The 23216-nt window shown below is 71.2% G+C and carries 16 protein-coding genes; 5 read left to right on the plus strand and 11 right to left on the minus strand.

Translation table 11 applies throughout. The features are described from left to right. From ACN6LB_RS23615 to ACN6LB_RS23635, 5 genes are all read right to left on the minus strand, one after another. Nucleotides 1–1698: protein kinase domain-containing protein (locus ACN6LB_RS23615; RefSeq protein ID WP_445027666.1), on the minus strand; the 1698-nt coding region annotated here is incomplete at its 3' end. 111 nt (nucleotides 1699–1809) lie between these two features. Beyond that, nucleotides 1810–3510 carry a serine/threonine-protein kinase gene (locus ACN6LB_RS23620; protein ID WP_445027667.1) on the minus strand — a complete coding sequence of 567 codons (1701 nt, stop codon included), beginning with the start codon at nucleotides 3508–3510 and terminating at the stop codon, nucleotides 1810–1812. Between the two features lie 148 nt (nucleotides 3511–3658). Continuing rightward, nucleotides 3659–5413, minus strand: coding sequence for a protein kinase domain-containing protein (locus tag ACN6LB_RS23625; protein ID WP_445027676.1), 1755 nt, complete (start codon nucleotides 5411–5413; stop codon nucleotides 3659–3661). A gap of 181 nt (nucleotides 5414–5594) precedes the next feature. Further along, on the minus strand, nucleotides 5595–8339 hold the full coding sequence (locus tag ACN6LB_RS23630) for a protein kinase domain-containing protein (RefSeq protein WP_445027668.1): 2745 nt from the start codon (nucleotides 8337–8339) through the stop codon (nucleotides 5595–5597). A 191-nt stretch (nucleotides 8340–8530) separates the two neighbouring features. Continuing rightward, nucleotides 8531–10795, minus strand: a complete 2265-nt coding sequence (locus tag ACN6LB_RS23635) for a serine/threonine-protein kinase (protein WP_445027669.1) — start codon at nucleotides 10793–10795, stop codon at nucleotides 8531–8533. 217 nt (nucleotides 10796–11012) lie between these two features. Between ACN6LB_RS23635 and ACN6LB_RS23640 the strand changes: the two genes are divergently transcribed. Beyond that, nucleotides 11013–12065, plus strand: a complete 1053-nt coding sequence (locus ACN6LB_RS23640; RefSeq protein WP_445027670.1) for a serine hydrolase domain-containing protein — start codon at nucleotides 11013–11015, stop codon at nucleotides 12063–12065. Nucleotides 12066–12204: 139 nt separating this feature from the next. Here ACN6LB_RS23640 and ACN6LB_RS23645 read toward each other — a convergent pair whose 3' ends face one another. Further along, nucleotides 12205–13911 (minus strand): glycerol-3-phosphate dehydrogenase/oxidase, encoded by a 1707-nt coding sequence (locus ACN6LB_RS23645; RefSeq protein ID WP_356131569.1) that lies wholly within the window; start codon nucleotides 13909–13911, stop codon nucleotides 12205–12207. A 261-nt stretch (nucleotides 13912–14172) separates the two neighbouring features. Between ACN6LB_RS23645 and ACN6LB_RS23650 the strand changes: the two genes are divergently transcribed. Both ACN6LB_RS23650 and ACN6LB_RS23655 read left to right on the plus strand, forming a co-directional pair. Beyond that, nucleotides 14173–15381: a nucleotide sugar dehydrogenase gene (locus tag ACN6LB_RS23650; protein ID WP_356131566.1), complete on the plus strand. Its 1209-nt coding sequence runs from the start codon at nucleotides 14173–14175 to the stop codon at nucleotides 15379–15381. Nucleotides 15382–15514: 133 nt separating this feature from the next. Next, nucleotides 15515–16069: a hypothetical protein gene (locus ACN6LB_RS23655; RefSeq protein ID WP_445027671.1), complete on the plus strand. Its 555-nt coding sequence runs from the start codon at nucleotides 15515–15517 to the stop codon at nucleotides 16067–16069. Nucleotides 16070–16136: 67 nt separating this feature from the next. Here the strand turns inward: ACN6LB_RS23655 and ACN6LB_RS23660 are convergent, their stop codons facing one another. From ACN6LB_RS23660 to ACN6LB_RS23675, 4 genes are all read right to left on the minus strand, one after another. Then, nucleotides 16137–17261 carry a GuaB3 family IMP dehydrogenase-related protein gene (locus ACN6LB_RS23660; protein ID WP_356131560.1) on the minus strand — a complete coding sequence of 375 codons (1125 nt, stop codon included), beginning with the start codon at nucleotides 17259–17261 and terminating at the stop codon, nucleotides 16137–16139. A gap of 126 nt (nucleotides 17262–17387) precedes the next feature. Continuing rightward, entirely contained in the window at nucleotides 17388–18896 is a 1509-nt protein-coding gene (guaB, locus tag ACN6LB_RS23665; RefSeq protein WP_356131557.1) for an IMP dehydrogenase, read from the minus strand. Nucleotides 18897–19059: 163 nt separating this feature from the next. Continuing rightward, nucleotides 19060–19635: a sigma-70 family RNA polymerase sigma factor gene (locus tag ACN6LB_RS23670; RefSeq protein WP_148010063.1), complete on the minus strand. Its 576-nt coding sequence runs from the start codon at nucleotides 19633–19635 to the stop codon at nucleotides 19060–19062. 256 nt (nucleotides 19636–19891) lie between these two features. Further along, nucleotides 19892–20503, minus strand: a complete 612-nt coding sequence (locus ACN6LB_RS23675) for a response regulator transcription factor (protein ID WP_003948568.1) — start codon at nucleotides 20501–20503, stop codon at nucleotides 19892–19894. 391 nt (nucleotides 20504–20894) lie between these two features. Between ACN6LB_RS23675 and ACN6LB_RS23680 the strand changes: the two genes are divergently transcribed. Continuing rightward, nucleotides 20895–21239 carry a WhiB family transcriptional regulator gene (locus ACN6LB_RS23680; RefSeq protein WP_445027672.1) on the plus strand — a complete coding sequence of 115 codons (345 nt, stop codon included), beginning with the start codon at nucleotides 20895–20897 and terminating at the stop codon, nucleotides 21237–21239. 120 nt (nucleotides 21240–21359) lie between these two features. Here ACN6LB_RS23680 and ACN6LB_RS23685 read toward each other — a convergent pair whose 3' ends face one another. Beyond that, a complete protein-coding gene (locus ACN6LB_RS23685) occupies nucleotides 21360–22265 on the minus strand; it encodes a LysR family transcriptional regulator (RefSeq protein ID WP_356131550.1) in 906 nt (301 codons plus the stop codon). 79 nt (nucleotides 22266–22344) lie between these two features. Between ACN6LB_RS23685 and ACN6LB_RS23690 the strand changes: the two genes are divergently transcribed. Then, entirely contained in the window at nucleotides 22345–23019 is a 675-nt protein-coding gene (locus ACN6LB_RS23690; RefSeq protein ID WP_445027673.1) for an MOSC domain-containing protein, read from the plus strand. Nucleotides 23020–23216: the final 197 nt, after the last annotated feature.

Raw genomic sequence — 23216 nt, forward strand, 5'->3', positions numbered from 1 at the left:
ACGGCCCCTGGCCGTGAAGTCGCCGGCGCCGGGATAACTGATCGTGAGCTTGTACATGTTGCCCGCGGAGTTCTTGTAGTAGAGGATCCGCACCTCGCGGGGGCGGGGGTTCTGGCTGTCGGTGGTCGTGTAGATCACCGTGTTCTCGGCGGAGTCCTTGCCGTGGTACTTGGTCTGCTTCGTAGCCGTCCTGGGCCCCTCGGGCATGTCGAGCTCGTACTCGCCGCTCTCCTTGAAGTCGCCGTTGTCGGCGTACATTTCGGCGGCGGCCGAGTCCTTGATCTCGTGCCCCGTGTCCTCGGACTTCTTCGCCAGCTTCAGGCCGATCCAGATGCTGCCGCTCAGGTCGGTGTACGTCACCCAGTGGCGGTCCCTGCCCGACTCGTCCTTCTCCGGTCTGCCCACCTTGTAGTTCTCGGGTACGGCGAGGGTCGCGCCCAGCGCCTTCTCCTGGCGCTTGGCCCAGTGGTCCGGCAGCGGTCCCGCGAAGGGGTCGGCGATCAGCAGATACGCCACCACCGCGGCCGCCACCACCGCCGCGCCGAGGCCGACAAGGGCACCCCGGCCGACCCGGATGCCCTTGTCCGCCGGGGCGGCGGCGGGGCCGGCGACCTGCACGACCTGCGTCGGTGCCGGAGCCGGCGGCGTGACCGCCTCCTGGAGCAGGTGGCGGACCTGGGCCGCGTTCGGGCGGCGGGACGGGTCCTTCTCCAGCAGGCCGTTGATGGCCTGGGCGAGCGGGCCCGTCGCCGAAGCCGGGGCGGCGGGCGTGGCGTTGAGCACCGACTGCAGCGTGGCCGGGGTGTTGCTGCGGCGGAACGGCGAGACGCCCTCCGTCGCCGCGTAGAGCACCACGCCGAGCGACCAGAGGTCGGAGGCCGGGCCGGGGCGCTGGCCCAACACCCGTTCCGGCGCGATGTATTCGGGTGAGCCGACGATGCCGCCGGTGTCCGTCAGGTTCGTCTCGCCCTCGATCTGGGCGATGCCGAAGTCGGTGAGGACGACGCGGTCGTGACGGCCGAGCAGGACGTTGTCGGGCTTGACGTCGCGGTGCAGGATGCCCGCCGCGTGCGCGGCCTCCAGCGCGCCGAGGACCTCCAGGCCGACACGCGCCGCCTCCCTGACCCCGAGGGTGCCCTCCTGGAGCGCGTCGCCCAGGGAGCGGCCCCGCACCAGCTCCATGACGATCCAGGGCTGTCCCTCGACGACCGCGACGTCGTGGACGTTCACGACCGCCGGGTGGTCGAGCCGGGCCGCGGCGCGCGCCTCGCGGCGCATTCGCTCGAAGGCGTTGGCACGTTCGCGCTCGGGAAGATGGTCCGGGACACGGGGCTCCTTGACTGCGACCTCGCGGTCCACCGTCTCGTCCTTGGCCCGCCACACCGTGCCCATACCGCCGTGGCCGAGCTTCGAGAGCAGCCGGTAGCGACCGCCGATGAGCCGCCCGGCGCCGGGGTCCTCGTGCGGCGGCTGCGCAGAGGCCTGGGGCTGGGGCTGGGAGTGGGGTTCAGACCCGGGGTGCGCCGGTCCTTGAGCGTGCGCCTGCTGCCCGGGCACGATCTGGGTGGGCGCGGCGTACGGATTCCCCGGGTACGGCACGCCCGGCTGCTGTGCCGGTACGCCGCCCGGCCTCGGCGGTTGCAGGCCGAAACTCGTTGGTTCGTCGCCCCCGTAGGGGGCTCCCCCGTTGTTGCTCATGGCCTCATGCATATCGCGCCACGTGCCCTTGCTACCAGCCCGGCCGCCGCCCGGTCACAGACCCGTGACGCGAACCACCCCTTATCTCCGGTTTACACCGTCGTCTCCCGTTCATGACGGTGCGAACGTATCCAGCGCCACGTCGAAGTACTCCTTCGCCTCCCGCACCTTCCCGACCGGCGCCGAGACCCACACGTCGTACATCCGTCCGTCCTCCTCCCAGCAGAGGTCGTACGTGTGCCGTGCCCCCTCCGCCGCGGTGAAGCCGTTCCAGGTGAACTCCCACAGGGCGGCGGGCTGCTGGCCGTGCGTGGTCTCCGTCACCCGGCCGTCGCGGTAGCCCGGGTTCGTGGACGGCCCCTTGGCCTCCGCGCGCCGCATCACCCCGATCGGTCCGCCCGCCTCGGGGTCGGCGACCTTGATGCCCAGGCGGAAGACCTGCCCGGGCGACATGTAGAAGGTCCGCTCGCCCTGCGGCACGCGCGCGAAATCGTCGGGCACCGCGAGGGTGAACCCCTTGGGGTCCACCGCGAGGCTGTAGCCCGAGGGGGCCGTGCTGTGGACGGCGGGCGACGCGTTCGACGAGCGCGTCACCGTCACCGTCGGCCCGGGCGTGCTCGCCGAAGGAGACGCGGGACTCGCCGAGGGAGACGCGGTACTGCCCGTCGTACGGGAGGAAGCACTCGGCGAAGTGCCGGGCGAAGTGCGCGACGCCGTACTCGTCGGCGGTCCCCCGTCCCCGCCGCCCCCGTCGTCGTTCATCAGCAGCACGGCCGCCGACACGCCGGCCCCGGCCATCGCGGCGACCAGCGCGGCGGCGGCGAGGGCGCCCCGCCTGGAGCGCTTCGGCGACGGCTGCGCCCCCACGGTCTGCGGTTTCGCCGAGATGTTCCGCGTCGGCATGTCCTTCTTCAGTACGACGCGCTGCGTGGGCGTGTAGGCGGGAGTCCCGGGCGCCGGGCGCGGCGTACGGCCCGTGTCGCGGAACACCCGCAGCATCCGTTCCGCCTCCGCCGCGTCGAGCCGGCGCTCCGGATCGCGTTCCAGCAGCCCCAGTACGACGGGAAGGATGGGCGCGGCCTGAGCGGGCGGACGTATCTCGTCGAAGACCACCGCGTGCAGGATGCCGCCCAACGAGTCGCGGCGGAACGGCGATTCACCGCTCAGGGCCGTGCACAGGAGCGCGCCCAGCGACCACAGGTCGGACTCGGGGCCGGTCCTGACGCCCGACATCCGCTCGGGCGCGGTGTACTCGGGCGAGCCCACGAAGGAACCGTTCTCGGTGAGCGTCGTCGCACCCGCGACCTGGGCGATCCCGAAGTCGGTGAGGACGACACGGTCGCCGCGGTCGCCGCCGGCGTCGACCAGGACGTTCGCGGGCTTGATGTCACGGTGCAGGACGCCCGCGTCGTGCGCGCGACGCAGCGCGCTCAGCAGGTCGATGCCGATGCGGGCGACCTCGCGGGCGTCGACGGGACCGCGCGAGGCGATCCGGTCGGAGAGCGAGCCGCCGTCGATCAACTCCATCACGATGTACGGGCGTTCGTCCTCCACGACCACGTCGTGCACGACGATGATGTGCGGGTGCCGCAGCTGCGCGATCGCGCGGGCCTCGCGCAGGGTGCGGTCGCGCTGGAGCCGGGCCTCCTGCTCGGACAACGAGTCGTCGAGGGCGATCTCCTTGACCGCGACCTGGCGGCCCAGCAGTTGGTCGGTCGCGCGCCAGACGACGCCCATGCCGCCCCGGCCGATCCGCTTCTCCAGCCGGTAACGGCCCGCGATGACGCGGACGTTGTCCCCCTCGGTCCCCATGCGCCCCATCATGCCGCACCGGACGGAGACCCTCCGGGACGGCGTCCCCAGGGCAGCCGCCGACCGGCTTGTATCGGCCGTACGCGCAAACCGGTATCAGCCGTGCACGCGATCCCGCATCGGTCATGCGCGCAACGGTCCCCTGCTGTCAGCTGGGTGGGCGCCAGCCGCGCAGGATCGCGTCGAACTGCGGGCGGGTGGTGGCCCAGTCCGCCGCGGGCGCGGACAGATAGATGGCGTACTCGACGCCGTCACGGGCGAGATACGTCTGCTCGATGGCCCGGCGGGCGCCCGGGAACTCCGTCTGCTTCGGCAGCGCGGTCCAGGTGAACTCCCACAGCGAACCACTGCAGTCGCGGAAGGTGTTGGCCTGCAGACTCACCCGCTTGTAGTCCTTGAGCTTCTGCAACTGCTCCTCAAGGTCGATCTGGTGCATGTAGGAGTTGTCGAAGTCCGGGGAGTCGTCGATGGCGATGCGGACGAAGTGCTTGCCGCCGTCGGGGGTGTAGTCGATCTGGTTGCCGTCGACCTGCCGCTTCCACCCCTTGGGCAGGGCAAGGCTGAAGCCCTCGACGTCCTTCTGACGCTCCCAGTTCTCGGGCACGGCACCGGCGGGCTCGTTGCCACTGTTTCCCGAGCCGGGGGTGCTGCCGGCCGAACTCGCCGAGGTGCTGCTGTCCTTGTCCCTCAAGCCGTCCGCGTACTTCATGGCCAGGCCGCCGCCGAGCCCGACGACCGCGGCCACGGCGACCACGAGGGCGATGGTGCGCCCGCGTCTGCGCCCCCGTGCGGCGGGAGCGGGAGACGCCATGTGCGCGGAAACGGGCTCGTGCAGCGTCGCTCCGGACGCGCCGGGGACACCACCGGGCCAGGGAGTGCCGGGTGCGCCCGCGCCACCGGACATGCCGGGAGCACCCGGCACGCCATAACCAGGCGCGGGATAACCAGGCGCGTGCGGGGCTGCACCACCCGTGCGGCTCGCCGCCGCCCCGTGGCTCCCCTGGCCCCCCTGACCTCTGGGGTCCCTGGGGTCCCGACCGCTGCCGTCCATGTGCTGCGTCGGCACGTACGCCTGCGCCGCGTTCGGCCGTCGTCCCTCGGCGGCCTCGGCGAGCATCTGCTCGGCCTCCTCCATGCCGGGCCGTACGGCGGGATCCTTGCGCAGGAGGGCCGTGATGACCGGACCCAGCGGACCCGCGTGCTGCGGCGCGGCGGGCTCCTCCTCGACCACGGCCTGCATGGTGCTCAGCGGCGAGGTCCGCCGGAAGGGCGAGCGCCCCTCCACCGCCGTGTACAGCGTCGCGCCCAGGGCCCACAGGTCGGAGGACGGCCCGGGATCATGGCCGCGCACCCGCTCGGGCGCCAGGTAGTCCACCGAGCCGACGATCTCGCCGGTGCGCGTGATCGTGCTGTCGCCCTCGACCTGCGCGATCCCGAAGTCGGTGAGCAGGACGCGCCGGTCGGAGGAGAGGAGTACGTTCCCGGGCTTCACATCGCGGTGCAGCACACCGGCGGCGTGCGCGGCCCGCAGCGCGCGCAGTACCCACAGGCCGATCCGTGCCGCCTCGGAGGGCTCGACGCGCCCCTGCTCCTTGACGGCGTCGGCCAGCGAGTTGCCCTCGACCAGCTCCATGACGATCCACGGCCGGTTGTCGTGCTCCAGGACGTCGTGCACGGTGACGACGGCCGAGTGGTTGATGCGGGCGGCGGCCCGCGCCTCGGCGTGGGTTCGCGCGAGCAGGACCGCTCGGTCACTCTCCGTGACATACAGGGCGGCGGTCAACTCCTTCACGGCCACGGCACGGTGGAGCACCTCGTCGTGCGCGCGCCACACCCGTCCCATGCCACCGCTGCCGATCGAGTCGACAAGCCGGTAGCGGCCCGCGAGGAGCAGGCCCTGCATCTGATTCACGTTTCCCCGCAATGGTCTTGACAAGGTCAGACTAAAGAGCGGCCCCCGCGCAGGGAACAAGCAGGGTCGTACGGAAACCGCACTGTGACGGTTCTCCCTTCCCTGTACGGGAGGGAACCAACAGGCGTACGGGGCCTGAGGGTCAGCCGTGCGGCCGATCACCCCGTATGTCTCAGCCAGTCACCTGATAGGTCGACGACGCCTGCTCGTACAGCCGTGTCACCTCGTCGCGTTCGGCCTCCGGGCCGCGTACCTGCACCACGTGGTAGTGCCCGTCGACGATGAGCGCGAGATTGCGTACGTACAACTCGTGCCCGGAGGAGTCCTGCCAGGTGAACTGCCCCTCGGCCATGGTTCGTCCGCCCACGTCGATCCGCCGCATCCCGGTCGACGTGGCCCATGTCGAGTCGCGGAACGGCTGCAACTCCTGCTCCCGCTCCCGCTGATAGGTGAGCGGATCGCTGCCGTAGCCGTCCGTGCTGTCCCGGCCGGGTACGACGATGAGCTCGAAATCTCCGTGGGAGTAGACGACCTGGCCATGGCCGTTCTTCGGCGTACGGCTCCAGCCGTCGGCCACGGCGATACGGAAGCCCGCGGCGTCCTTGCGCAGCGCGAAGCCCTGGGCGACATCGGGGTCGGACGTCTGCGCCTTCGTCGAACCGGACGAGCCGGAGGGGCTCTTGTCCTTGTCGTCATCGGAGCCGGGCGAGGTCTGGTCGGGTCGCGGCTCGCTGCCCGTCCCGCCGTCGGCGTTGGTGCCGGAGGAGTGCCCTGGGGCCGGGCTCACGTCCCCGGCCGCACCGGTCCCCGCCCCGTTCGCGCTGTCGCCGGCGCCGGTACCGGACTCGGCCTTCGGCATGAACAGCACCGCGTACGCGACTGCCGCGACCAGCAGGAGCAGGACCAGGAGAAGCAGGTTGCGGCCGAGGCTGCGCGGCCGGTTCGACGACCGGCTCGGTCGGCTCGAACCGCTCGACCCACTCAATCGGCTCTGCCGGTCCGGCCGTTCCGAGCGTTCCGACCGGCTCGACCGGTCGTGACGGGAGCGCTTGTGGCGGGCGTGCGCGCTGGTCGCGGGCAGCCCTGCGCGGCGCCTGCGGACGAGCTCGCCCCGGCGCCGTACGATCGGCAGCCGGCGCGGGTCGACCGGGGGTGCCGCTATGACGTGGGCGCCCGCCTCGGGCTCGGGCGCGGACCGTACGAGGGAGCGCAGCCAGCCGTTCAGTTCCTCGAAGTCCAGCCGCTCGGTGGGGTCCTGGCGCAGCAGCGACTCCACGACCGGGCGCAGCGGACCGCACTCCTCGGCGAACGCGGGCGGCTCCGCGCACACCAACTGCACCAACTCGGCGGTGTTCTCCTCCGGGTAGGGCGCGTGGCCCTGCACGGCGCGGAAGAGCAGCGCCCCGAGGGCCCACAGGTCGGTCGCGGGCCCGATCGGCGCCGCCAACTGCCAGTTCTCGTGCACCGGTCCGGCCTGCTCGGGCGCCCAGCGCTCGGTCACGGGCCCGACCACGTTCATCCGCGCCTGCCGGGCACGCTCGGCGTCGAGCGCGGTGGCGGGACCGCGACGGGGCGGCGTGCCGACTCCGGTTCCCACAGTGTGTTCCACGGCGGTTCCCATGCCGTTTTCCGCGCTGGTCCGCACGCCGTGCCCTGCGGCGGTTCCTGCTGCGGATCCTGGGGTGGCTGCTACGGCCGTTTCTGCGGGCGACGCCCCTGGGGCGCCCCCGGCGACGAGTTCGTCCCAGCCGCCGACCTGAGTCGCGCCGGTCGAGCCCATCGAGCCCGTCGGCCCCGCACCGGTGAGCGCGGGGCGCCCCTGCCCGGTGCCAGCGGGACCGGCACCGTCGTTCCAAGTCCGGCTCTGGCTCCCGTTCCAGGAGTTGGTGTGGGCCACTCCGTACGGATCGGCTATCTGTCCCGGCGGCGCCGTGGCGTCGGCTCCGGCGGGCCGGGGCCCGGGCAGCGCTGCCTGACCGCCCCGCTGCTGTTCGTGGACGCGGGCAGCGGCGCGCGCGCCGGCACGGTACGCGGCGATGGCCCCGGCGCGGGCCGCGCGGACGTCCACCTCGCCACCGGCTTCCAGCGCACGGCGCACGGGAGCCGCCGCACCTGCGCCACTGACCTCCGCGAGGGGGCCGCCGCGCTGCGCACGAGCCTCGATCGCGGCGCGACGCGCGGCCTCGGGATCCACACTCCCCGAGCCACCGGGCCTTGTCCCTGCCCCGATCGCGCCGGCCGCCGTACCACCGCTCCCGCCACCGGCCGCCGCCGGGGCTGCCGCGTCATCGTTCTCGAAATCCCGTACCGGCACCGGGTCATACCCGCACAGCGCCTCTTCCGCGGCCCCGGCCGCCAGGCCGGTCAGCATCACGCGGCCGTCGTCGCAGATGAGCACCGTGCGTTCGGTGATGTTCCGGTGCACCCAGCCGTGGGCGTGCAGCACGCGCAGGGCGGCGAGGACGTCGGCGGCGACCTCGGCGGCGCGGTAGGGGCTCAGCGGCTTCTCGGCGAGCAGCGCGGCCAGCGACCTCGCGGGCACCAACTCGCTGACGACCCACAGCGACCCGCCCTCGGCGAACACGTCGAAGACCTGGTCGAGCCGAGGGTGGTCCGGTATCTGCGCGGCGGCCTGGGCCGCCTCGATGGCCCGCCGTACCGCCGGTTCGGTGGGCCGACGCGTGGTCGACGCGGAACCTCGACGTGTCCCGCCGTCGCGCGCCACGAAACCGTCCGGCAGTCCGTCCGCGCCGAGCACCTCGGCCTCGACGACCTCCGGCAACGGCACCTGCCGGACGAGGACTTCCTGTCCGCTGTAGGTGTCGAAGGCCCGGGTCTCGGCGAGTTCGGGCTCGTCGGACGGTGGCAGCGGCAGTCGGTAGCGGTCGGCGAGTACTCGTCCCGCATAGTCGTCCACGATGCCTCCCCCGGCCGCCCGGTGGTCAATTCCGTTCGCCCTGCGTCCTTTTGTCGCTCCGCTTACGTACCCATGTGGCTGCGTACGGTCCGCAAGCACTCACGATACGTGCCGGAGGCAACCCGCAAAGAGGGGATGCGACATCTCGCTTCCCGCACGGGCAGGGGAACGTCAGATCGACGAGCGGTACGTCACGACTTCGGCTGGAACGTCTTGGTCAGCGTCTTCCATGTGTTCTTGCGCAGTTCGCTGTCCCAGGCGGAGGCCTTCGCCGTGTACATCAGCCCGTACCCGAGGTGGTCGTTGACGACGAACCCCCGGTCGATGGACCGGTACTTGGTGCCGCCCTCCGTGTAGGTGAACTCCCAGTCGGCCGTGTTCCAGCCGCGATAGTCCACCTTCACTATTCGGACGCGCTGGTACTGCGCCCGCACCATGGACCGCTCCTGCCTCGTCCAGTCCGCGACCGGGTCGTCCTTGGGCGTGGTCGTCCAGCCGACCAGCAGCTTCTGCCCGTCAGGACCGGTGAACCGGGCTCCCGCCGAGTCCGTGGACTGGTACTTCCAGCCCTTCGGCAGCCCGATCGAGAACCCCTGACCGCCCTTGTACGTCGATACGGCGACGTCGTCCGACTCCTTGCCGTCGCCGGCACCGTCACTGCTGCCGTCGCTGTCCGAACCGGCCGAGGCACTCGCACTCGCGCTCGCAGCACCGTCGGAGCTCTCGTCCGCGCCCGAACCCGAGGTCGAGCCGTCCGACTTGTCACCGCTGTCCGTGTGCGTCCCGCTGTTCTTGTCCTTGTCACCGCTTCCGGCGGAACCCCCGCTGGACGCAGCGGCCTTGGTGTCACCACCCTTGCCGCTCTTCGAGGCGTCGTCGTCGCCACCGCCGAGCGTCAGGGCGAGCACGGTCCCTATCACGGCCAGCACCACGACGACGGCAATGATGATCAACGTCCGCCGGGGCACCACATCCGTGAGCGGCGCCCGCGGAACGGGCCGCGGAGGCCGCTCCGGAGCCACCGGCCACCCGGACGCCGGCGCGGACGAACCCGCGGACGAGCCCGTGGACGAACCTGCGGACGAGCCTGCGGAACCGGCAGACTCCGCCGCACCCGCCCCGGGCTTACCAAGCTCCCGGGCCTTCGGCTCCGTCTCTGCCTTGGGCTTCGCCTTCGCCTTCGCCGGAACAGATGCAGACCCGGAAGCAGGAGAAGCAGCGGCAGCCGATGCAGAGGCCGGAGAAGCAGCGGCCGAAGCAGAAGCCGCAGAGTCAGCACCCGCAGCCGCAGCCGCGCCGGTCGAAGCCGCAGTGCCCGTGGAAGTCGCTTCCTTGGCCCCGGCAGCGTCGCCCCCCTCCGCCCCCGCGGACGCGGACTTGGCACGCGCCGCGGCCGCCGAGGTGGCCGCCGCCGTCGCCGCACCGGCCGCCGAGGCAGCCTTGCGCACGGACCGCAGCGCCCCGCGCAACCGGTCTCCCGCCTCTTCGCCCCGCTTGCCTCCGGAGCCGCCCGAACTTCCCTTGCGCGGGCCCTCGTCCGGCGTCGGCGGCAGCGCCACGACCTTCGTCGCGTCCGCCGGCTCCGGCTCGGCCTTCCTGGGCTCGGGCGCGTAGATCACTTCGTTGAGCATCGCCCGCGCGCGCTCGTTGTCGAGCCGCTGCTGGGGGTCCTTGGCGAGCAGCCCGTAGATCACGTTCTTCAGCGGACCCGCGTTCTTCGGCTCCTCCACCGGCTCGGTCATCACCGCGGTGAGCGTCGCGATCGCGGACCCCTTGTCGTACGGGGGTACGCCCTCGACGGACGCGTAGAGCAGACCGCCGAGCGACCACAGGTCGGCCGCGGGCCCGGGCTTGTGGCCGCGCGCCCGCTCCGGCGAGATGTAGGAGGGCGCGCCGACGAGCATGCCGGTCGAGGTGATGGAGGGGTCGCCCTCTACCTGCGCGATGCCGAAGTCGGTGAGCACGACCCGGCCGTCCTCGGACATCAGCACGTTCGACGGCTTCACGTCCCGGTGCAGGATGCCCTCGCGGTGCGCGGAGCGCAGGACGTCGAGTATCGCGAGGCCCACCTCCGCGGCGCGCTTCGGCGTGAGCAGTCCGTCCTCGCGGATGACCTCGGCGAGCGACTTGCCCTCGACGAGTTCCATCACGATCCAGGGCCGGTTGTCCTCGTCGACCACGTCGAAGACCGTCACCGCGCCGTTGTTGCGGATCCGCGCGATCGCCTTGGCCTCACGCAGCGTGCGTGTGATCAGTCGTCGCTTCTCGTCCTCGTCGATGCTCGTCGGGAACCGCAGTTCCTTGACGGCGACCGTGCGGCCGAGGGTCTCGTCCTGGGCGCGCCACACCGTGCCCATGCCGCCGCGGCCGAGAACGTCCCCCAGCCGGTACCGCCCGGCGAGGAGACGTTCGCTCTTGTCCTGACGGGATGCCCCCGCCCGCTCCGCCTCCGACATGCGTCCCCTCATGCAACCCGCCCTGACAGAGCCTTCATTGTCCCTCACCCGACAAGCGCTCAACGCCCAGGGTGCCCGTGGCGCACCGATCGACCGCCTCCGATGCACCCCGTCACCGCACGGCTACCCGACCCGCACGACACCGCTTCCGCCGGGACCACCCGCACACCCCCGCCGCGCCGTCGAGCATGATGGGCCACGACGAGGGAGGACCGCGATGCCGCCGCCCAGGACACTCCGGACACTCCTGGCCATACCAGTGGCCGTGGCACTGCTCGGCCTGGCTCCGACGGGCTCCCAGGCGCCCGCGCCGCCCGCCTCGGACACCGCGCTCGCCCTCCTCGTCACCCGCGGCAAGGCCCCGGCGGCGGCGCTGCTGGCCCGCGAGGAATCCGGCTCGCACTTCGCCCGGGCGGGCAACGGAATCGCTCGCGCCGACCACTTCCGCGCCGGCAGCATCACCAAGACGTTCCTCGCGACGGTCGTGCTGCAACTGGCCGCCGAGCACCGGCTGTCCCTGTCCGACTCCGTGGACACCCACCTCCCTGGCCTGGTCCGCGGCGCGGGCAACGACGGCCGCCGTCTGACCCTGCGCGCCCTGCTCACCCACACCAGCGGCCTCCACGACTTCACCGCGGACACCGCAGGCACCGTCCCCGTGTCCCCGCTTCAGGCCGTACGCATCGCCCTCACCCACCCCCCGGCCGACCGCGGCCGCTTCGCCTACTCGAACACCAACTACGTCCTGCTCGGCATGGTCGTTCAGCAGGTCACCGGCCGCTCGTACGCCGCCGAGGCCGAGCGCCGCATCATCACTCCCCTCCGTCTGAAGGGCACCTCCTTCCCGGGCGCCCGCTCCTCCCTGCCGACGCCGCACGGCCGCGCGTACGCCGCCGACGGCTCGGACGTCACCGATCTCGACCCGCGCGTGGCCGGCGCGGCGGGCGAGCTGGTCACCACCCTCGACGACCTGGACCGCTTCTACGCCGCCCTGCTCGGCGGCGAGCTCCTACCGCCGAGCGGACTGCGCGACATGCTCAACACCCGGACCGCACACGGCTCGTACGGCATGGGCCTCTTCCCTGTGAAACTTCCGTGCGGCACCACGGTGTGGGGGCACAACGGCCGGATCTCCGGCAGCTACGTGCGCACCGCTGCCACCGTCGACGGTCGTCGCGTCCTCACCTTCCGGGTGAACACGGACGGGATCGCAGAACCGGACCTCGAACCCGCGCTGCTCGCCGCCGAGTTCTGCCCCCGCACCTCGTAGAACGGACGGGTTTCGAGCAAAGATCCCAGCTCACGACACCCGTTCGAGTGAAAGCCCGGCCGACACAGGCCCGTCCGGCATGACGGGCGTCCGGCATGACGGGCCCGTTCGGAGTGACGGGCCCCGCCCGGGCACGGCCCTACAACGGCACGATGTCCGGCGCCCCCAGCCGCGCCGCGTCCGCCGTCAGGTCGTCCGGCTGGCGCTGCGACTCGCGCTCGGCCTCCACCCGCTTCTCGTAGTGCTCGACCTCCCGCTCGATCTGGTCCTTGTCCCAGCCGAGCACCGGCGCCATCAGTTCGGCGGCCTCGCGGGCGCTGCGCGTGCCCCGGTCGAAGGTCTCGATCGAGATCCGTGTCCGCCGGGTGAGCACGTCGTCCAGGTGCCGGGCCCCTTCGTGCGAAGCGGCGTAGACGATCTCGGCCTTCAGATAGTCCTCGGCGGCCGGCAGGGCGACGCCCAGCGCGGGGTTGGCGGCGATGAGGTCGAGCACCTCCTCGGCGAGGGCTCCGAAGCGGTTCAACAGGTGTTCCACGCGCACCACATGAAGTCCGGTGCGCGCCGCGATCCGCGCTCGCGCGTTCCACAGCGCCCGGTATCCCTCCGCCCCGAGCAGCGGCACGTCCTCGGTGACGCACTCGGCGACCCGCTGGTCGAGGCCGTGCACCGCCTCGTCCACCGCGTCCTTGGCCATCACCCGGTACGTCGTGTACTTGCCGCCCGCCACAACCACCAGCCCCGGCACCGGATGCGCCACGGTGTGCTCGCGCGACAGCTTGCTGGTGGCGTCCGACTCACCGGCGAGCAGCGGGCGCAGTCCCGCGTACACCCCCTGGACGTCGTCGCGCGTGAGGGGCACGGCGAGCACCGAGTTCACGTGCTCCAGCAGATAGTCGAGGTCCGCGCTGGACGCCGCCGGATGCGCCTTGTCGAGGTCCCAGTCGGTGTCGGTCGTGCCGACGATCCAGTGCCGCCCCCACGGGATCACGAAGAGCACGGACTTCTCGGTGCGCAGGATCAGCCCGGTCGTCGATTTGATCCGGTCCTTCGGTACGACCAGATGGATGCCCTTGGACGCCCGTACGTGGAACTGGCCCCGCTCCCCCACCATCGCCTGGGTGTCGTCCGTCCACACGCCCGTGGCGTTCACGACCTGCTTGGCGCGGATCTCGTACTCCCCGCCCCCCTCGACGTCCTGCACCTTGGCACCGACCACCCGTTCGCCTTCGCGCAGGAAGCCGGTGACGCGGGCGCGGTTGGCGACCTTCGCGCCGTACGAGGCGGCCGTGCGCACCAGCGTCGCGACGTAACGGGCGTCGTCCATCTGCGCGTCGTAGTACTGCAGCGCTCCGACCAGTGCGTCCTTCTTCAGGGCGGGGGCGACGCGCAGGGCGCGGCGGCGGGAGAGGTGGCGGTGCATGGGCAGGCCGCGGCCGTGTCCGCGTGCCATCGACATGCCGTCGTAGAGGGCGACGCCCGCTCCCGCGTACAGCCGCTCCCAGCCCTTGTGCTGGAGCGGGTAGAGGAACGGGACGGGCTTCACGAGGTGCGGGGCCAGCCGCTCCAGCAGCAGCCCGCGCTCCTTCAGCGCCTCGCGTACGAGCGCGAAGTCGAGCATTTCGAGATAGCGCAGGCCGCCGTGGATCAGCTTGCTGGACCGGCTCGACGTGCCCGACGCCCAGTCACGCGCCTCCACCAGGCCGGTGGACAGGCCGCGTGTCACGGCATCGAGCGCGGTGCCCGCACCGACCACTCCCGCGCCCACGACCAGCACATCCAGCTCGCGCTCGGCCATGGCCGCAAGTGACTCGGCTCGCTCCGCAGGCCCAAGTGTTGCTGTCCTCACCGCTGCCTCCCGCTGTCTGTCGCGCTGGCCACACCTGTCCGGCGGGGCTCGGTCCACGTCCCCCATGCCCAAATTCTGACCGTGTTGCCCGTCTTCGGCCACTACCCACCCGCAGCCTGTGGACAACACTCACGGAAACTCGCTCAACCAATCCCGTAAATCGGTCATATTTACTCCTAGTCTGACATTGCGCTCGCCCATCCTGTCCACAGGGCTTGCGCACCTGTCCCGCTTCGGCTACTGGGAAGGACGGCCCACTCCATGCCCGCAGATCTCGCCGTCATCGGACTCGGACATCTCGGCCTGCCCCTGGCCCAGGCCGCCGTCGCCGCCGGCATCCCCACGCTCGGCTACAAGACCGGGCCGGAAGGCGGCTCGCTCACCCCCGCCGAACTGCGCCGGATGCTCGCAGGGGGCTTCCGGCCGACCAGCAACCCGGTCGAACTCGGACGGGTCCGCACCGCTGTCATCTGCGCGCCGACCCCGCAGGGCGCCGACGGCGGCCTCGACCTCACCCAGGTGGCCGCCGCCGCCCGCACGCTGGCCGCCCGGCTGCGCCCGCACACCACGGTCATCCTGGAGTCGCCGGTACAGCCCGGCACCACCGAGGAGTTCCTGCGCCCCCTCCTCGAAGAGGGCTCCGGGCTGCGCGCGGGCCGCGACTTCCATCTCGCGTACTCGCCGAGCCGCGTCGACCCCGGCAACCGCGACTTCGGCCCCGCCAACACCCCGAAGGTCATCGGCGGCCTGACCCCCGCCTGCACCGAGTCGGCCGCCGCCTTCTACGGGCGCCTCACCGACAAGGTGGTACGCGCGCGTGGACCCCGCGAAGCGGAGACCGTGCAGCTCCTGGAGACGAACTTCCGGCACGTCAACATCGCCCTGGTCAACGAAATGGCCGTCCTGTGCCATGAGTTGGGCGTCGACCTGTGGGACGTCATCCGCTGCGCGGAGACCAAGCCGTTCGGCTTCCAGGCGTTCCGGCCCGGCCCCGGGGTCGGCGGACACGCGGTCCCCCAGGACCTGACCGGCCACGCGGGCCGCACCCTGCGCATGGTCGAACTCGCCCAGCAGGTCAACAGCCATATGCCGCAGTACGTCATCCAGCGTGCCGCCACGCTCCTGAACGAGCACGGCAAGTCGGCCCGCGGCGCACGCGTACTCCTCCTCGGCGTCACGTACAAGGCGGACCTTGCCGACCAACAGGGCACCGCCGCCCACGAGATCGCCGTCCGTCTGATGGAACTCGGCGCGTCCGTCAGCTACCACGACCCGCACGTCCCCGCCTGGAGCGTGCTCGACCGTCCCGTCCCGCGCGCCGACTCCCTCTACGAGGCGGCCGCCGACGCCGACCTGACGATCCTGCTCCAGCAGCACCGCACGTACGACCTCCAAGGGCTGTCCGTGAAGGCCCAACTCCTGTTGGACACAAGGGGAGCGACTCCCACCGGGGCGGCACACCGGCTCTGACCCCTTCGAGGGCCCGGAAATCCGCGTGTCCGGATGTCGTGGGCGCCTGCTAATGTGCGGCAGCTCTCGCACACAAGTGCGCTCACATCCCTGGCGTGTCCCCGCGCACGCCTGCGTCCCTGGGGGGAACCACATGAGTCAGCCCACGCCGCCGCCGTCCGGTCCACCGGCCGACAACCCGTACGCGGGCCAGCCCGGCCAGCCCACCGCCCCGGCGGCCCCGTACCAGGCCGCGCCGCCCCAGGCCGGCTTCCCGATGGCCCCGACCGCCCCGGCCGCCCCGGTGCGCAACAACCTGGTCCTCGGTCTGGCCGCGGCCGTCGGCGCGGCGCTGGTCGCCGCGGGCCTGTACGGCGTCATCATCGGCGCCACCAAGCACGAGATCGGCTATGCCGCCGTCGGCGTCGGCTTCCTGATCGGCATCGCCGCCGGCCGCGTCGGTGGCCGCAACCCGATCCTGCCGGTGGTCAGCGCCGTCCTGTCGCTGGGCTCGGTCTACCTCGGCCAGCTGGTCGGCGAGGCGATGATCGGCGCCAAGGACCTGGGCGTCGGCTTCAGCGAGCTGTTCTTCGACAACTTCAGCCTCGTCCAGGAGGCCTGGAAGGCCGAGGCCGACCCGCTGACCTTCCTCTTCTTCGCGATCGCCGCGTACGTGGCCTTCTCCAGTGCGCGCAAGGCCGGGGCCTGACGACTCCGGCAGTACACGAAAAGGCCCGTCCACCAAGAGGTGGGCGGGCCTTTCGCGTCGTGCGGGGTCAGCGCTTGTGCTGCGAGTCCGCCACCGTCACCTCGACGCGCTGGAACTCCTTCAGCTCGCTGTAGCCGGTGGTGGCCATGGCGCGGCGAAGGGCGCCGAAGATGTTCATGGAGCCGTCGGGGATGTGCGAGGGGCCCGTGAGGATCTCCTCGATGGTGCCGACGGTGCCGAGGTCGACCTTCTTGCCGCGCGGCAGCTCCTCGTTGACGGCCTCCATGCCCCAGTGGTGGCCCTTGCCGGGCGCGTCCGTGCCGCGGGCCAGCGGGGAGCCCATCATCACCGAGTCGGCGCCGCAGGCGATCGCCTTGGGGAGGTCGCCGGACCAGCCGACACCGCCGTCCGCGATGACGTGCACGTACCGGCCGCCGGACTCGTCCATGTAGTCACGGCGTGCCGCGGCGACATCCGCCACCGCCGTCGCCATCGGGACCTGGATGCCCAGCACATTGCGCGTGGTGTGCGCGGCGCCGCCGCCGAAGCCGACGAGGACACCGGCCGCACCCGTACGCATCAGGTGCAGGGCCGCGGTGTACGTGGCGCAGCCGCCGACGATGACCGGGACGTCCAGCTCGTAGATGAACTGCTTCAGGTTCAGCGGCTCGGCGGCACCGGAGACGTGCTCGGCCGACACCGTCGTACCGCGGATGACGAAGATGTCCACGCCCGCGTCGACGACGGCCTTGGAGAACTGCGCCGTGCGCTGCGGGGAGAGCGCGGCGGCGGTGACGACGCCCGAGTCGCGCACCTCCTTGATGCGCTGCCCGATCAGCTCCTCCTTGATGGGAGCCGCGTAGATCTCCTGGAGGCGGCGGGTCGCGGTCTCCGCGTCCAGCCCGGCGATCTCGTCGAGCAGCGGCTGCGGGTCCTCGTACCGCGTCCACAGGCCTTCGAGGTTCAGGACGCCCAGGCCGCCCAGCTCACCGATGCGGATCGCGGTGGCCGGGGAGACGACCGAGTCCATCGGGGCGGCCAGGAACGGCAGCTCGAAGCGGTAGGCGTCGATCTGCCAGGCGATCGAGACCTCCTTCGGGTCTCGCGTACGGCGGCTCGGGACGACGGCGATGTCGTCGAAGGCGTACGCCCGGCGGCCGCGCTTGCCGCGCCCGATCTCGATCTCAGTCACGTGTGTGGCCTTTCCCTCTTCGCTTCTGCGCCTCCCAGTATCCCCGACGCATACGACAAGGGCGGCCCCGGAACCCCCAAGGCCGCCCTTCACGCGCGCGTGGACGCCGTTTACGGCGCCGTGCGACTACTTGTTGCGGCTGTAGTTCGGCGCCTCGACCGTCATCTGGATGTCGTGCGGGTGGCTCTCCTTGAGACCCGCCGAGGTGATCCGGACGAACCGGCCGTTGTCCTGCAGCTCCGGAACGGTGCGGCCGCCGACGTAGAACATCGACTGGCGCAGTCCGCCGACCAGCTGGTGGACGACCGCGGAGAGCGGGCCGCGGTAGGGCACCTGGCCCTCGATGCCCTCGGGGACGAGCTTCTCGTCGGAGGCGACGCCCTCCTGGAAGTAGCGGTCCTTGGAGAAGGAGCGCTGCTCGCCGCGGGACTGCATGGCGCCCAGGGAGCCCATGCCGCGGTACGACTTGAACTGCTTGCCGTTGATGAAGAGCAGCTCGCCCGGCGACTCCTCGCAGCCCGCGAGCAGCGAGCCCAGCATCACCGTGTCGGCACCGGCGACCAGGGCCTTCGCGATGTCGCCCGAGTACTGCAGGCCACCGTCGCCGATGACCGGGATCCCGGCCGCCTTCGCGGCGAGCGACGCTTCGTAGATGGCCGTCACCTGCGGTACGCCGATGCCGGCGACCACGCGGGTCGTACAGATGGAGCCGGGGCCGACTCCGACCTTGATGCCGTCGACGCCCGCGTCGATGAGCGCCTGCGCGCCGTCACGGGTGGCGATGTTGCCGCCGATGACGTCGACGCCGCCGGAGTTCGACTTGATCTTGGCGACCATGTCGCCGACCAGGCGGGAGTGACCGTGCGCGGTGTCGACGACGATGAAGTCGACGCCCGCCTCGATGAGGGCCTGGGCGCGCTCGAAGGCGTCGCCGGCAACGCCGACGGCCGCGCCGACGAGGAGGCGGCCCTCTCCGTCCTTCGCGGCGTTCGGGTACTTCTCCGCCTTCACGAAGTCCTTGACCGTGATGAGGCCCTTGAGGACGCCCGAGTCGTCGACCAGCGGAAGCTTCTCGATCTTGTGGCGGCGCAGCAGCTCCATGGCGTCGGCGCCGGAGATGCCGACCTTGCCGGTGACCAGCGGCATCGGCGTCATGACGTCGCGCACCTGCTGGGAGCGGTCCGTCTCGAAGGCCATGTCACGGTTGGTGACGATGCCCAGCAGCTTGCCGGAGCCGTCGGTGACCGGCACACCGGAGATGCGGAACTTGGCGCAGATCGCGTCGGCCTCGGTGAGCGTCGCGTCCGGGTGCACCGTGATCGGGTCGGTGACCATGCCGGACTCGGAGCGCTTCACCAGGTCGACCTGGTTGGCCTGGTCCTCGATGGACAGATTGCGGTGCAGAACACCGACGCCGCCCTGACGGGCCATCGCGATCGCCATGCGCGACTCGGTGACCTTGTCCATGGCGGCGGACAGCAGCGGGATGTTCACCCGCACGTTCCTGGAGACGTACGAGGCGGTGTCGATCTGGTCGGGCGCCATGTCCGACGAGCCCGGCAGCAGCAGCACGTCGTCGTAGGTCAGCCCGAGTGTCGCGAATTTGGCGGGCACTCCGTCGACGTTGGCAGTCATGACACCTTCCCCAAATGGCCTTGATCGGTGCGGATGTCCATGCTAACGGGAAGCGGGGGTCTCTCATTCCACGGTTCAGGGTGACCCCGAGCTTCGTATGTTCGTACGGAGTCGGGGGCCGCCCGTTTCATCCGCGGCCCGAAGGCATGTGCCGGGCGCCCGCTTACTGCTCGGCGAGCGCCCGCAACCGGCTCAGCGCCCTGTGCTGCGCCACCCGCACCGCACCCGGTGACATTCCCAACATCTGGCCCGTCTCCTCGGCGGTGAGGCCGACGGCGATGCGCAGCAGAAGCAGCTCGCGCTGGTTCTCCGGGAGGTTGGCCATGAGTTTCTTGGCCCACTCGGCGTCGCTGCTGAGCAGGGCGCGCTCCTCGGGACCGAGGGAGTCGTCGGGCCGCTCGGGCATCTCGTCGGAGGGCACGGCGGTCGAACCGGGGTGGCGCATCGCGGCACGCTGGAGGTCGGCGACCTTGTGCGCGGCGATCGCGAAGACGAAAGCCTCGAAGGGGCGTCCGGTGTCCTTGTACCGCGGCAGCGCGAGGAGCACGGCGACGCAGACCTCCTGCGCCAGGTCCTCCACGAAGTGCCGCGCGTCGCCCGGGAGCCGGGACAGACGGGTGCGGCAGTAGCGCAACGCCAGTGGGTGGACATGGGCGAGCAGATCGTGTGTGGCCTGCTCATCACCGTCCACAGCGCGATGGACGAGCGCACCGATCACCGTCGTCTCGTCATCGCGCATCGGTCCATGGTGCCTCGGCGTCGTCCTGTCCGTGGCACCGCGTCCGTAGTTGTGCACCGAAGCGTTATGAGCAGGTGCGCCGGAACTCATCTCCTGCGCCCTCCCCTTCCGCTCGCCCGACTCGTCCCCGAGGAACTCCACACCTCAAGCATGCGGCATCGGCGGCGAAACGAGCAGCGGGCACTCGGCGGGTCCTTTTGCCAACCCCGCCCACCATGCGGTAGGCGGGGAATTCCGTACCCCCGCTGAGGCTCACCTAGCGGACCAGGCCCCACCGGAAACCGAGCGCCACTGCGTGCGCGCGGTCCGAGGCGCCGAGCTTCTTGAACAGCCGCCTGGCGTGCGTCTTCACCGTGTCCTCGGAGAGGAACAGCTCGCGGCCGATCTCCGCGTTGGAGCGGCCGTGGCTCATGCCCTCAAGGACCTGGATCTCCCGCGCGGTCAGGGTCGGCGCGGCACCCATCTCGGCCGACCGCAGTCTGCGCGGCGCGAGCCGCCAGGTCGGGTCGGCGAGCGCCTGCGTCACGGTGGCCCGCAGTTCGGCGCGCGAGGCGTCCTTGTGCAGATAGCCGCGGGCTCCGGCGGCGACGGCGAGCGCCACGCCGTCCAGGTCCTCGGCGACGGTGAGCATGATGATGCGCGCACCGGGGTCGGCGGACAGCAGCCGCCGGACCGTCTCGACGCCGCCCAGTCCGGGCATGCGTACGTCCATCAGAATCAGGTCCGAACGGTCGGCACCCCAGCGGCGGAGGACTTCCTCGCCGTTGGCCGCCGTCGTCACACGCTCGACGCCGGGCACGGTCGCGACCGCGCGGCGGAGCGCCTCTCGGGCAAGCGGGGAGTCGTCGCAGACGAGGACGGATGTCATGGCCGCCCTCCGCAGCTGATGCGCGTCACCTTGAGCCTCCAGGCTGGTACGAAATCGTCACCTGTGCGGTCGATACTCGCCGACGGATAGGACCGTCTGCCCGAGCGCTTGTACTTTTCAACCGCCTCGCACTCTCAACGACGGTCACTCGAAAGAGTTACGGGGCTGTCATCCATCTTCGGCACTCTACGTGAGGGCGCAGTAACGGTGGAGACATGCACAACGGACCCACAACCTTTCATCACAAGCTATGCCCCGTTTGGCCGTTTTTCTTCCCTTTCGCTGGTGTCTAAGGCTAGATTCGCAATGAGTCATATTTTCATCTCCTTAGATCGTAGTTGTACGGTCGGTAGGCACATAACGGCCCAGAACGGCAACAAGGGGACACGCAATGGCAGATTTCTCCCGCCTTCCCGGTCCGAACGCGGACCTCTGGGACTGGCAGCTCCTCGCGGCGTGCCGCGGGGTCGACAGCTCGCTCTTCTTTCACCCCGAGGGCGAGCGCGGTGCGGCACGGAGCGCACGTGAGAACTCGGCCAAAGAGGTCTGCATGAGATGCCCGGTCCGCGCGCAGTGCGCGGCCCACGCACTGGCGGTGCGCGAGCCGTACGGCGTGTGGGGCGGGCTGACCGAGGACGAACGTGAGGAACTCATGGGGCGGGCGCGCAACCGGCTCGTCTCGGCGTCGGCGTCAGCGTCGGGCGTCGGTGACCCGACGCATCGGATGCACAACTGAAGGAACGTTTCTCCCCGTTGGGCACGCTTACGCGTGCCCCTTCCTTTGAAGCCTTGGAGTTCGCCCCTGACGCCTTGGAGCCCGCCTCTGAAGCTTTCGAGCCTGTCTCCCGCCGGGAGTTCAGCGCTCCGCGGCCCCCGCGAGGTGATCGAGGGTCGCCGCCACCGCGGGCACCTGGGCCAGATCCGGCAGGGTGAGCGCGACGATCTCCCGCCGGACCGCGGGCTCCACCGTCACCGTGCGGGCCCCCTTGGGTCGTACGGACTCGATGGCGAGCTCCGGGAGGACCGCCACGCCGAGACCGGCGCCGACCAGGCCGACCACGGCCGGGTAGTCGTCGGTGGCGAAGTCGATGCGGGGCACGAAACCCGCGGTCCGGCAGACCTCGACGAGCTGTCCGCGGCAGCGCGGGCAGCCCGCGATCCACGGGTCACCGGCGAGTTCGCCGATCGCGACCGAGCCCGCGCGGGCCAGCCGGTGCCCCTCGGGGACCAGCCCGACGAGCCGGTCCCTCAGCAGGGGCCGTACGACAAGGTCGTCCCACTCACCCGTGCCGCCCTCCGTCGCGGCGCCCTCGTAGCGGAAGGCGAGCGCGATGTCGCAGTCGCCCTCGCGCAGCATCTCGACCGAGCGCGGCGGCTCCGCCTCCTCCAGGGAGACGCGGGTGCCGGGGTGTTCGGCGCGCAGGGCGGCGAGGGCGGTGGGGACGAGAGTGGAGCTGCCGCTCGGGAAGGAGACGAGGCGGACGCGGCCGGCGCGCAGTCCCGCGATCGCGGCGACCTCCTCCTCGGCGGCCGTGAGTCCGGCGATGATGCCCGCGGCGTGCCGGACCAGCGCCTCGCCGGCCTGGGTCAGCCGCATCTCGCGGCCCGTGCGGATCAGCAGCGTGGTGCCCACGGAGGATTCGAGCGCCTTCATCTGCTGGCTGACGGCGGGCTGGGTGCAGCCCAGTTCCCGCCCGGCCGCCGAGAAGGAGCCGGTGGCGGCGACGGCACGCAGAACACGGAGATGACGGGCCTCGATCACCCTTCGAGCATAAGCGAACCTTGGATACGGCGCCGAATAATGCGTCGTGGCTTTGCCGGGAATCGCCTAGCGTGCTCGTATGAAGCTTCTGTCGCTGAACCTGGGCCGTCCGCGGGCTGTCGCCTACACGGACCAGCCGGAGGGCCTGACCGGCATCGACAAGCAGCCGGTCGACGGACCGGTGCGCATAGCGGCGCCCGGGCCCAAGGGGATCGGCGCGAGCGGGCTGGCCGGGGACGCGGTGTGCGACACGCGCCATCACGGCGACGACCAGGCCGTGTACGCGGTCGCGCGCGAGGACCTCGACGGCTGGGAGCGGGAGCTCGACCGGGCGCTGCCCAGCGGCTCCTTCGGCGAGAACCTCACGACCGAGGGGCTCGACGTGTCCGGCGCGCGGATCGGCGAGCGCTGGCGCATCGGCTCCGACGTGATCCTGGAGGTCACCTGCGGCCGCATCCCCTGCCGTACGTTCCAGGAGCATCTCGGCGAGCGGCGCTGGGTGCGGCGCTTCACCCACAAGGGTGCACCCGGCGCCTATCTGCGGGTGGTCGAGCCGGGCGAGATCCGCTCCGGCGACCCGATCGAGATCGTGCACCGGCCGGACCACGACGTGACGGTCGCCCTCCAGTTCCGCGCCGTCACCCTCGAACGGGGGCTGCTGCCGCGGCTGCTGGCAGCGGGTGACGCGCTGCATCCGGAGGCGCGGAAGAACGCTCAGGAGTACGTGGCGAAGCACGGGGTCAGCCCTCGCTGAGCCGCCGTGTCACTCAACTCGCAGGGCCTGCAAGGACTTTGCGTCGGGTCCGTGAGAAGGCGGCCCGGTGGGCGTGGAGGGCCTCGACGAGGTCACTAAGAAGTCATCTCAATTGGTGACTGGTGGCGTGGATAGTGGCTGGCAGACGTGCTGTGGTGGCGGTTGAATGCGTCGGTGAGTGACTACTGGACACCCGC

This window comes from Streptomyces sp. SAS_270, assembly GCF_052543295.1.